The organism is Variovorax sp. YR752 (genome assembly GCF_943372545.1).
This window is the reverse complement of sequence record NZ_CALRZC010000259.1, coordinates 1-11,155: the sequence shown is the minus strand read 5'-3', so window position 1 is coordinate 11,155 and position 11,155 is coordinate 1. Positions and strand designations below refer to the sequence as shown.

Sequence of the window (11,155 nt, the reverse complement as noted above, 5' to 3'; positions counted from 1 at the left end):
GACACGCTCAAGCTCACCGGCGCCAACCAGATCCTCGACCTGACCGGCCTCGGCCACAAGGTCAGCTCCATCGAAACCGTCGACATCACCGGCACGGGCAACAACACGCTCAACCTGTCGCTGGGCGACGTGATGGAAAACGGCGCCGTCGACCAGTTCATGGCCAACGGCCGCGTGCAGATGATGGTCAAGGGCAATGCGGGTGATGCCGTGTCGCTGCTCGACCTGCTGCCCAACGGCACCGACCCGGGCGACTGGGTCAAGGGCGCCAACGTGACCATCGACGGCGTGGTGTACGAGGTGTACGCGCACTCGGGCTTCAAGGCCGACCTGCTGGTGCAGCAAGGCGTGACGGTCACGCTGCAGATCAGCATCGACAGCGTGATGGACGACGTGGGCGCGGTCACCGGTGCCATCGCCAAGGGTGGGTTCACCGACGATGCCACCCCGACCCTGAACGGCAGGGCCGCCCCCGGCGGCACTGTGAAGGTCTACGACGGCAGCACCCTGCTGGGTTCAACCGTGGCCGACGCCAAGGGCAACTGGAACCTCACACCGGGCACGTCGCTGAGCGAAGGGCTGCACAGCCTGAGCGCCTCCGTGACCCCGATGGGCGGCAGCGAGAGCGCCCGCACGCCGATCTTCGACCTGACAGTGGACACCGCGCCGCCAGCAGCGCCGACCATCGTGTCGGTGTATGACGACGTAGGAACAACTGGCAATCTGATCAGCGGGGCGACCACAGACGACGACAAGCCTGACTTCAAGGGCAAGGCCGAGGCGAACAGCACCGTGGTGATCTATGACAAGGGTGTCGAGATCGCACGTGTGCAAGCCAACTCCTCGGGCGACTGGATGTACACGCCGGGTACGGCATTGAGCGCTGGAGTGCACAAGTTCATCGTCACCGCAGTGGATCAAGCTGAAAATATCAGTGCATCTTCTGAGAGCTTTGATCTTTTTGTCTCTTTGGGCGGGTTTGAAAATTTCAATGGACTCAAACAAAACAGCGCATCTGGGGTCACCTTGACGTCAGGCGTCACTATTACTGGAATTTTTAGCACTACGGATGAATCCGACCTTTACCCATCTGATCCGAATGTGTCTGTTGCCAATCAGAAAAACAGCCTCTGGATCCTCGACAACGCCTCGGTCACACTGAAATTACCCTCTCCCGCCAAGGAGGTTTCATTTCTCCAAACCGCTCAAACCGATGGCCACTTAGTTTCATACTTCAACATCAAGGGAGTTCTTTTAGGTCAAGTGCCGATCAAAGGCCATGCGGGGAAAGTCTTTCAGAAAACTTCGTTCGAGGCTAAGGCAGGAGAAGAAATTTCTTCGATAAGAATCAATTCTGTGGATGACCCTCACGCCGGATTTTTGATCGAAGGCCTATCTTGGGGGGCCGGGGCTCCTGTTTTGTTTGAGTTTCCTGCTCCAGACCTAAACCACGAGACTTCTGCGGATATTGCCGAGGTTTTGCGAGATGCTCCATTCGATCATCCGACCCAGGCCTACACCGACAGCGACGACACCCTCATCGCCAAACTCGGCTTCGCCGACCGCCTCGAAGGCGGCGCCGGCAACGACACCTTCACGACCATCGGCACTGCCGACGTGGTGCATGGCGGCTCCGGCAATGACACCATCCGCATCAACAGCGGCGACTTCGAGCGCATCGACGGCGGCCTGGACATCGACACCCTGGTGATGGACGGCAAGGCCATGCGCATCGACCTGTCGGCCTTCGGCCTGAAGGTGCAGGGCTTCGAGAAGTTCGACCTGGGTGCAGGCGGCAACACGCTGGCGCTGAGCGCTGCTGACGTGCTCGCCGGTGGCGTGCGCGACATGGTCACCGCCGATGGCAAGGTGCAGATGCTGGTGAACGGCGCCAACGGCGACGTCGATCTGCTCGGCGGCAGCGATGGTTGGACCCAAGGCAGCAACACCACGGTGGGTGATGTGACCTACAGCGTCTACACCAACCTCGCCGGCACCGCCGAACTGCTGGTCGAGGACAAGGTCCACGTGACGATCATGTAAGCCAAGCCACCGGCGCGACCCGCGCCGTGTGCAACGCAAAACGCGACAGCCGCCCCGTGCGACTGTCGCGTTTTTCTTTGGCGGCTTGCCTGCGCTCTCGTCAGCCCGCAGCAGTCACCGCAGGCCCGAACCCATGGCTCTCCCCCGCATGCTCGCAAGGCACCCGCTCCACCTGCACCGTCGAATGGTGGATATCGAACTTCTCCGCCAGCAGCGCGCGCAGCCGCAGCATCAGCGGCGCGAGGTCGCCCACGTCGGGTGTGCACACGACGTGCACGCTCAGGCTCACCTTGCCGCTGGACAGTGCCCACACATGCAGGTCGTGCAGGCCGGCGACGCCCTCCTCGGCCTGCAGCGCGCGCTCGACCTCGGGCAGGTCGACGTCGTCGGGCACGCCTTCGAGCAGCACGTTGAGGCTCTCGCGCAGCAAGCGCCAGGTGCGCGGCAGCACCCACAGGCCGATGGCGACGGCGATGAGCGAATCGACCCAGGCCCAGCCGGTGAAACGGATGACGAGCGCGCCGACGATCACGCCGACGGAGCCGAGCATGTCGGCCCACACTTCGAGGTACGCGCCCTTCACGTTGAGGCTCTCGTCCTTGCCGCTGGCCAGCAGGCGCATGCCGATGAGGTTGACGACGAGGCCGCCGACGGCCACCCACAGCATCGTCATCGACTGGATCTCGGCCGGCTGCGAGATGCGCCGGTACGCCTCATACAGCACGTAGATCGCCACGAAGAACAGCAGCACCGCATTGACCACGGCCGCCAGGATCTCGAAGCGGTAGTAGCCGAAGGTGCGGCGCTTGTCGGCCGGCCGCTTGCCGAGCCAGATGGCAGCCAGCGAGATGGCGAGCGCCACGGTGTCGGTGGCCATGTGGGCCGCGTCGGACAGCAGCGCCAGGCTGCCCGACACCAGCCCGCCGATCACCTCGGCGACGAGGTAGGTCGAGGTCAGCGCCAGCGCCCAGCGCAGCGCCTTCTCGTTGCCGTTTACTGCATGTGAATGCTCATGGGCCATGGGAACCTCGCAGGGCGGGATCAAGCGGTGCGCCATGACTCAGCTCTGCATCGGCCACTTCGGCCTCGTCTTCATCGCGCCGGTGCGCGATGCGGTACAGCAGCGGCAACACCAGCAGCGTCAGCGCGGTCGACGACAGGATACCGCCGATGACCACGGTGGCCAGCGGGCGCTGCACCTCGGCGCCCGTGCCGGTGGCGATGGCCATGGGCACGAAACCCAGCGAGGCCACCAGCGCGGTCATGAGCACCGGGCGCAGCCGCGTGAGCGCGCCCTCGCGAATGGCCTCGTCCAGCGGCAGGCCGCCTTCGCGCAGGTTGCGGATGAAGGAGATCATCACCAGCCCGTTGAGCACCGCCACGCCCGACAGCGCAATGAAGCCCACGGCCGCCGAGATCGACAGCGGAATGCCGCGCATCCACAGCGCGACGATGCCGCCGGTGAGCGCAAACGGAATGCCGGTGAACACCAGCAGGCCGTCCTTCAGGTTGCCGAACATCGCGAACAGCAGCGTGAACACCAGCAGCAGCGACACCGGCACCACCACCTGCAGCCGCTGCGTGGCCGAGGCGAGGTTCTCGTACTGGCCGCCCCACACGGTCCAGTAGCCCGGCGGAATGCGCACGGCGCGCATGGCCTCCTCGGCCTCGGCCACGAAGGAGCCGAGGTCGCGCCCGCGCACGTTGGCGCTCACCACGATGCGGCGCTTGCCGTCTTCGCGGCTCACCTGGTTGGGTCCGGGCGCGAGGTCGAGCGTGGCCACTTCGCCCAGCGGGATGAAGCTGGTGCGCAGGCCTTCGCCGCCCGCGCCCCCCGCGCCCTTCGGCAGTGCGATCGGCAGCCGGCGAATGGCTTCCAGGTCGGTGCGCAACGTCTCGGGCAGCCGCACGATGATGTCGAAGCGACGGTCGCCGTCGAACAGCGTGCCGGCTTCGCGCCCGCCCACGGCGGTGGAAATGGCGTCCTGCACATCGCCCACGTTGAGGCCGTAGCGTGCGGTCTTCTGGCGATCGATGTTCACGGTAAGCATCGGCAGGCCGGTGGTCTGCTCCACCTTCACCTCGGCGGCGCCGGGCACCTTGCCCAGCGCCGCCGACACCTGGGCGGCCGTCTGGTTGAGCACGTCCATGTCGTCGCCGAAGATCTTCACGGCCACGTCGCTGCGCACGCCCGAGATCAGCTCGTTGAAGCGCAGCTGGATGGGCTGCGAGAACTCGTAGTTGTTGCCCGGCAGCTTCTCGACCTCTTCCTGCACGGCGGCCAGCAGTTCGTCGCGCGTGCGCTTGGGCTGGGGCCACTCGCTCTCGGGCTTGAGCATGATGTAGCCGTCGGAGATGTTCGGCGGCATCGGGTCGGACGCGATCTCGGCCGTGCCGGTGCGCGCGAACACGCGTTCGATTTCGGGGAATTTGTCTTTCAGCGTGCGCTCGAGCTGCTTCTGCATTTCGACCGACTGCGTGAGGCTGGTGCCCGGAATGCGCAGCGCCTGGATGGCGAAGTCGCCTTCGCTCAGGCTGGGCACGAACTCGGTGCCCAGACGCGTGGCCAGCAGGCCCGAGAGCACGACCGCCACCACGGCCGTGGTGATGACCAGCGGCTTGGCATTCATCGCGCGCGACAGCAGCGGCGCGTAGCCGCGCTTGGCCCACAGCATCAAACGGTTTTCCTTCTCGGCGACCTTGTTGCCGATGAACAGCGCCACGGCGGCCGGGATGAAGGTGATCGACAAGATCATCGCGCCCAGCAGCGCAATCACCACGGTGAACGCCATCGGGTGGAACAGCTTGCCCTCGACGCCCGTGAGCGCAAAGATCGGCAGGTACACGATCATGATGATCAGCTGGCCGAACAGCAGCGGCCGGCGCGCCTCCTGCGAGGCCGCGAACACTTCATGGAAACGCTCGCTGCGCGTGAGCGCCCTGCCGTGCTTCTCCTGCGCATGCGCCAGGCGCCGCACGCAGTTCTCGACGATCACCACGGCGCCGTCGATGATGATGCCGAAGTCGAGCGCGCCCAGGCTCATGAGGTTGGCGCTGACCTTCTGGTTCACCATGCCGGTGAAGGTGAAGAGCATCGACAGCGGAATCACCGTCGCGGTGATGATGGCCGCCCGGATGTTGCCCAGGAACAGGAACAGGATGGCTACCACCAGCACCGCGCCTTCGAAGAGGTTCTTCTTCACGGTGGCAATGGCCTTGTCGACCAGCACCGTGCGGTCGTACACCGTCACGGCCTTCACGCCCGCGGGCAGCGTGCGGTTGATCTCCTGCATCTTCTTGTCGACCGCCTGCGAGACGGTGCGGCTGTTCTCGCCGATGAGCATGAACACCGTGCCCAGCACGACCTCGCGGCCGTTGTCGGTGGCGGCGCCGGTACGCAGCTCCTGGCCGATGCCGACCTCGGCCACGTCGGACACGCGCAGCGGAATGCCGCCGGCGTTGCCCAGGATCACGTTGCCGATGTCTTCCACCGACTTCACCTGCCCCGGCGCGCGAATGAGGTACTGCTCGCCGCGCTTCTCGATGTAGCCCGCGCCCACGTTGGCGTTGTTGCGCTCCAGCGCGGTGACCAGGTCGGACATCGTGAGGCCGTGCGCCAGCAGCTTCGCGGGGTCGGGCGCGATCTGGAACTCCTTGGCGTAGCCGCCGATGGAGTTGATCTCGGTCACGCCCGGCACGTTGCGCAGCTGCGGCTTGATGATCCAGTCTTGAATCTCTCGCAGGTCGGTCGGCGTGTAGGGCTTGCCGTCGGCCTTCTTCGCGCCCTCTTCCGTCTCGACGGTCCACAGGTAGATCTCGCCCAGGCCGGTGGAGATGGGCCCGATCACCGGCGACACGCCGGGCGGCATGCTCTCGCGCGCCGACTGGATGCGCTCGTTGACGAGCTGCCGCGCAAAGTAGATGTCAGTGCCATCCTTGAAGATCACCGTGACCTGCGACAGGCCGTAGCGCGACAGCGAGCGCGTCTGCTGCAGGCCCGGCAGGCCGGCCATCACGGTTTCGATGGGGTACGTGACGCGCTGCTCGGCTTCGAGCGGCGAATAGCCGGGCGCAGAGGTGTTGATCTGCACCTGCACGTTGGTGATGTCGGGCACGGCGTCGATGGGCAGCTTCTGGTAGCTGAAGACGCCGAGCGCCGCCATGCCGAGCACGGCGAGCAGCACGAGCCAGCGCTGCGCGATGGAGAAGCCGATGATGCGTTCGAACATGCGTCGGTCCTCAATGCGTGTGCGTGGCCGAGCTCTTGCCCTGCTGCGACTTCACGACGAAGCTGCCGCTGGCCGCATAGGCCGCGCCGGGCTTCAGTCCGCCCACGATCTCGATGCGCTGGCCGTCGCTGCGGCCGGTCTTCACGTGCTGCGGCAGGAAGCCGCCGGGCACACGCAGAAACACGGTGGGCTGGTCGTCCACGGTCTGCACCGCTTCGGCCGACACGGTGACGGGTGCATCGGCCTCCGACGCCACCAATTCCACGTTCACGAACAGGCCCGGGCGCCAGGTGCGCTGCGGGTTGGTGAGCGTGACGCGCGCGGTGGCGGTGCGTGTCTGCGCCCCCAGCAGCGAGCCCACGTACGACACGGTGCCGCGCGCGGCCTGCTCGAAGGAGCCGGCGCGGATGGTCACGGCCTCGCCGACGCGCACGAGGTTCAGGCTGCTGGCCGGCACGCTGATCTCGGCCCACACGGTCGACAGATCGGAAATGGTGAACACGTTGACCGCCTCGCCCACCGATTCGCCGAGCGAGATGTGCTTTTCGACCACCATGCCGTCGAACGGTGCGCGCAGCTCGTAGCGGCCCAGTGCCGACGAGCCGGGCGTGGCGCCCAATGCCAGCAGCTTCTGGTTGGCGTTGGCCACGGCGATCTGCGCTTCCTGCATGGCCTGCTCGGCCTGCAGGTAGTCCTGCTGCGGGGAGATCTTTTCTTCCCACAGTTTCTTCTCGCGGTCGTACGTGGTGCGCGCCAGCGCCAGCCGGCGCTGCGCCGTCTGCAGCTCGCTGCGCTGCTCCGAGAGCGCGGGGCTGGAGATCACGGCCAGCACCTGACCGCGCTTCACTTCCTGGCCCAGGTTGGCCGACACGCTGTCGACCACGCCCGCCACGCGCGGCACCACGTGGGCCGTGCGGTCTTCGTTGAACTTGATCTCGCCAGGCAGCTGCAGCGAGGTCTTGATGCGCGCCGGGCCGACGCTGTCGATGGCGATGCCGGCGGCCTTGACCTGCTCGTCGGTGAAGGGGATCTTTTCTTCGTCTTCCTTGTGGGCGTTGGCGGTGGCTTTCTGCGGCTCTGCGGCGGCAGGCGTTTCCTTGCCAGCCTCTTTGCCGGCGTCCTTGCTCTCTTCCGCGTGGTGTTCCTTGTCGCCATGGCCTTCGTCGTGCGAATGGCCGTGGTCGTCTTCCTTGCCCTTGGCGTGGCCCTTGTCTTCCTCGTGATGCTCGCCGTCGGCGTGGCCGGCGGACTCCGAGTGGCCGTCCCCCGCAGGCTTGGACGGTGCGGTGCGCAGGATGAGCGCGCCGGCGATGAGGCCGGCGAGCAGCACGGCGGCAATGGCGATCCACTGCTTGCGGCCGGTGGAGGGGGTGCGGTTGTGTGGTGTGGTCATGGTCGGAATCCGGTTCAGGGGGTGGCGTCAGCGCACATTCGCGGAGGGGTCGTCGCCCTCGGTGCCCAGCAGGCGGTCGAGTTCGCCGGCCGCGCGGTGCGCGTCGGCCAGCGCAACGAGGTACTGGTTGCGCACCTGGAACAGCGTGCGCTGCGCGTCGAGCGCCTCGAGAAAGCTGAACTTGCCCAGCTCGAAGCCCTTGGTGGCGGCGCGGTAGGCGGTCTCGGCACCGGGCAATGCGTCGCGCTGCAGCGTCTGCGCCGTGGCGCGCGCGGAGCGCAGGCGCTCGCTGGCCTGCGCCACGTCGGCGCCCAGTTGCAGCTCGGCCGCGGCAAGCTCGTCGCGCGCCTTGTCTTCGCGGCTCAGTGCTTCGGTGATGTTGCCGCGGTTGGTGTCGAAGATCGGCAGCGGCACCGACAGGCCGACCACCACCTGGTTGCGCCGGCTGCTGCTCACGGCATCGCCCTCGCCTTCCGACGCGGGCACGCGCTTGACGCCGAGCGACACGGTCACATCGGGAATGCGCCGGGCCTGCTCCAGGTCGCTCAGCGCGCGGCGGCGCTCGACCTCGAGCCGGGCCTGGCGCAGCACGGGCGCATCAGGCAGGCGGCGCGCCACCTCGGGCGCGGCAGCTTGCGCGGGCAGCTGGTCGACCGCGCCTTCCACCTGCGTGAAGCGCGGCGCCGGGTTGCCCCACAACGCGGCCAGCAGCTGGCGCGACGCGCGCAGCGTGCCTTCGGCCTGCAGCAGTTCGACGCGGATGCCGGCCTCGGCCACGCGCGCCTTGGTTTCTTCGAGCGGCGACACCTTGCCGGCCGCCACGCGGTTGGCCGCGGCGCGGGTGGCGATCTGCGCGAGCCCCACCGAGTCTTGCGCCAGCCGCAGGCGCTCCTGCGCGGTCAACACGTCGAAGAAAGCGGTGACGGCCGAGGCGCGCAGTTCGGCACGCCGCGCCGACAGCGCCGACGCCGCCTGGTCGCGCGCGCGCTCGGCCGCCGTGACGCGCGCGGCGCGCTTGCCGCCCAGCTCGATCGGCTGGCTCAGCTGCAGCGTGGTCGTGCGGTTGTTGCGGCGCAGGTCTTCCAGCTGCGTGTCGAGCGTGGGGTTGGGCCAGGCACCGGCCTGCACGACGGCGCCATCGGCGGCGGCCTGCTCATGCCGCGCGGCCGACAGGCCCGGGTTGGCCTGCAGCGCCAGCGCGACGGCGGTGCGCAGGGTCAGCGGGCCTTCGGGCTCCAGCGTGCGGGCGACAGCCGAAAGAGACGGCGAAAGGGACGACGAGGGACCGGCTGTCTGCGGGGTCTGCTGTGAAAAGGCCGGGGGTACCGCCAAGGCCAACACGGCCAGCGGCACGAAAAGCGTGCGCATCGAATTCTCCTGGGTTGCAAAACAACGGACGGACGAATTCGGCGAGAAGCGCTCAGCTGATGGTTGAAATCAGAAAAGAGAAAAAGTGCGGTGCTCTCGCCGAATCAGGCGGCGAGAAGCCAGTCGGGGCGCACCGGCACTTCGGCGATGTGCGAGGCGAAGCGTTCGGTGGAAGCGGCGCGCAGCGTCTGGGTGGCGACGGGCGCGTCGGCCGGCAGCGCGGCGGCAGTGTCCGCATGCTGGGCCTGCCCGAAGTGGGCCACGATGCAATGGCCGACCGCTGCGTTGGGCTGACGGGTGCTGTCCTTCTTGGCGCCGTCACCCGCGTGGGTGCGGTCAGTGCCGCGCGGCTCGTCCTCGTGGTGGCCCCAGTGGCCGCCCCGCGTATCGCCTTCGTGCAGGCAATAGGCTGCCGATGCCGCCCAGCTGTACTGGAAAGGCAAGAGGAACAGCAGAAAAATCAAAAGCCAGCGGCGCATGGTTGACAAAAGTATATCGACGGCGCGTGATGCGCCGAGCGACAAAAGCCCTGCGAACCGAGGGCCCGGCGCACTGTACGACGCCATGTCGGCGCTTTGTCTTTCAATAGGATTACTAAATCGTAACCAGCCTCCCGAGAGGCATTGGGTACGATCCGTACCATGCGAATTCTTGTCATCGAAGACGAACCCAAACTGGGCGACTACCTCAAAAAAGGGCTGGAGGAAAACGGCTACGTCGTCGACATCGCCCGCGATGGCATCGAAGGCCGCTACCTCGCCACCGAAGGCGAATACGCGCTGGTGCTGCTCGATGTGATGCTGCCCGGCATCGACGGCTTTGCCGTGCTGCAAGCCATTCGCCGCACGAAGAACGTGCCCGTGCTGGTGCTCACCGCGCGCGACAAGGTCGAAGACCGCGTGCAGGGCCTGCAGCAAGGCGCCGACGACTACCTGGTGAAGCCCTTCTCTTTCTCGGAGCTGCTGGCGCGCGTGCAGGCGCTGCTGCGGCGCGGCAAGACGCAGGAGCCCACGGTGCTGCGGCTGGCCGACCTGGAGCTCGACCTCGTGAGCCGCAAGTGCGTGCGCAACCGCACGCGGCTGGACCTCACGGCCAAGGAGTTCACGCTGCTGGTGGTGCTGCTGCGCCGGCGCGGGCAGATCCTGTCGCGCTCCACGCTCGCCGAGCAGGTGTGGGACATGAACTTCGACAGCGACACCAACGTGGTCGAAGTGGCCATTCGCCGCCTGCGCAGCAAGATCGACGACCCCTTCGACGTGAAGCTGCTGCACACCGTTCGCGGCATGGGATACGTCCTGGAAGACCGCTCCTGGGCATGAGCCCGAAGCCGCATTCCATCCAGAGCCGGCTCTCGTTCTGGTTCGCCGCGCAGACGCTGTTCGGCCTGAGCATCGTCTGCCTGGCGATCTACTTCGTCACGGCCTGGAGCTTCGGCGCCAAGCAGCGCGATGCGCTCGACCAGAAGACGGTGCTCGTCGAGCACCTGCTCAAGGAGGCCGAGAAAGGCGGCGACCTCGTCTTTCTGCGGCACAAGCTCAACGACTTCTTCTCGATGCAGGACGACGTGACCCTGACGATTGCGAACGCGGGCCACGAACTCTTCCAGTCCGTGCCACCGCCGCAGGGCCGCTGGCTGCGGCGAACCATCGTCGTTCCCTGGCAGAACGCCAACTTCCACACCAACCTGTCGGTGCAGGTCGGCGTGAACATCGCGCAAGACACCCGACTGCTTGAAAGGCTCGCCTGGACGCTGCTCGGCGCCGTGGTGCTTGGCACGGCGCTGGTGTCGCTCACCGGCACGTGGCTGGTGCGGCGCGGGCTGCGGCCCTTGAAGGTGCTGGCCGAACGCACCGCGGCCATCACGCCCGACCATGTCCACCAGCCCATCGACCCCGGCGCCTTCGCGGAAGAGCTGCGCCCCTGGATCACGCAGTTCAACGCGCTGCTGGCGCGCGTGCAGCGCGCCTACGTGCAGCTGGAGTCGTTCAACGCCGACGTGGCGCACGAGCTGCGCACGCCGCTGGCCAACCTGCTCGGGTCCACCGAGGTGGCGCTGACGCGTCCGCGCAGCAACGAAGAACTGCAGGGTGTTCTGGCCTCCAACCTCGAGGAAATGGGTCGG

The 11,155-nt window shown here is 66.7% G+C and carries 8 protein-coding genes; 3 read left to right on the top strand and 5 right to left on the bottom strand.

What is annotated here, in order from left to right; all coding sequences use genetic code 11:
- Window positions 1–2,043, top strand: a 2,043-nt coding sequence (locus AAG801_RS35925) for an Ig-like domain-containing protein (protein WP_341892717.1), incomplete at its 5' end; no start/stop codon positions are given.
- Between the two features lie 100 nt (window positions 2,044–2,143).
- Here the strand turns inward: AAG801_RS35925 and AAG801_RS35920 are convergent.
- From AAG801_RS35920 to AAG801_RS35900, 5 genes are all read right to left on the bottom strand, one after another.
- Window positions 2,144–3,064 (bottom strand): cation diffusion facilitator family transporter, encoded by a 921-nt coding sequence (locus tag AAG801_RS35920; RefSeq protein WP_341892716.1) that lies wholly within the window; start codon window positions 3,062–3,064, stop codon window positions 2,144–2,146.
- Window positions 3,054–6,272 (bottom strand): CusA/CzcA family heavy metal efflux RND transporter, encoded by a 3,219-nt coding sequence (locus AAG801_RS35915; RefSeq protein WP_341892715.1) that lies wholly within the window; start codon window positions 6,270–6,272, stop codon window positions 3,054–3,056. Before AAG801_RS35915 ends, AAG801_RS35920 begins: the two co-directional genes overlap by 11 nt.
- Window positions 6,273–6,282: 10 nt before the next feature.
- Complete coding sequence (locus AAG801_RS35910) at window positions 6,283–7,665, bottom strand: efflux RND transporter periplasmic adaptor subunit (RefSeq protein WP_341892714.1); 1,383 nt, start codon at window positions 7,663–7,665, stop codon at window positions 6,283–6,285.
- Between the two features lie 27 nt (window positions 7,666–7,692).
- Window positions 7,693–9,033: a TolC family protein gene (locus AAG801_RS35905; protein ID WP_341892713.1), complete on the bottom strand. Its 1,341-nt coding sequence runs from the start codon at window positions 9,031–9,033 to the stop codon at window positions 7,693–7,695.
- A 104-nt stretch (window positions 9,034–9,137) separates the two neighbouring features.
- On the bottom strand, window positions 9,138–9,512 hold the full coding sequence (locus tag AAG801_RS35900) for a hypothetical protein (protein ID WP_341892712.1): 375 nt from the start codon (window positions 9,510–9,512) through the stop codon (window positions 9,138–9,140).
- Window positions 9,513–9,674: 162 nt separating this feature from the next.
- Between AAG801_RS35900 and AAG801_RS35895 the strand changes: the two genes are divergently transcribed.
- Both AAG801_RS35895 and AAG801_RS35890 read left to right on the top strand, forming a co-directional pair.
- Window positions 9,675–10,352 carry a heavy metal response regulator transcription factor gene (locus AAG801_RS35895; RefSeq protein WP_099791124.1) on the top strand — a complete coding sequence of 226 codons (678 nt, stop codon included), beginning with the start codon at window positions 9,675–9,677 and terminating at the stop codon, window positions 10,350–10,352.
- Window positions 10,349–11,155 (top strand): histidine kinase dimerization/phospho-acceptor domain-containing protein (locus AAG801_RS35890; protein WP_341892711.1); only part of this gene is annotated, 807 nt, incomplete at its 3' end. The genes AAG801_RS35895 and AAG801_RS35890, both read left to right, overlap by 4 nt.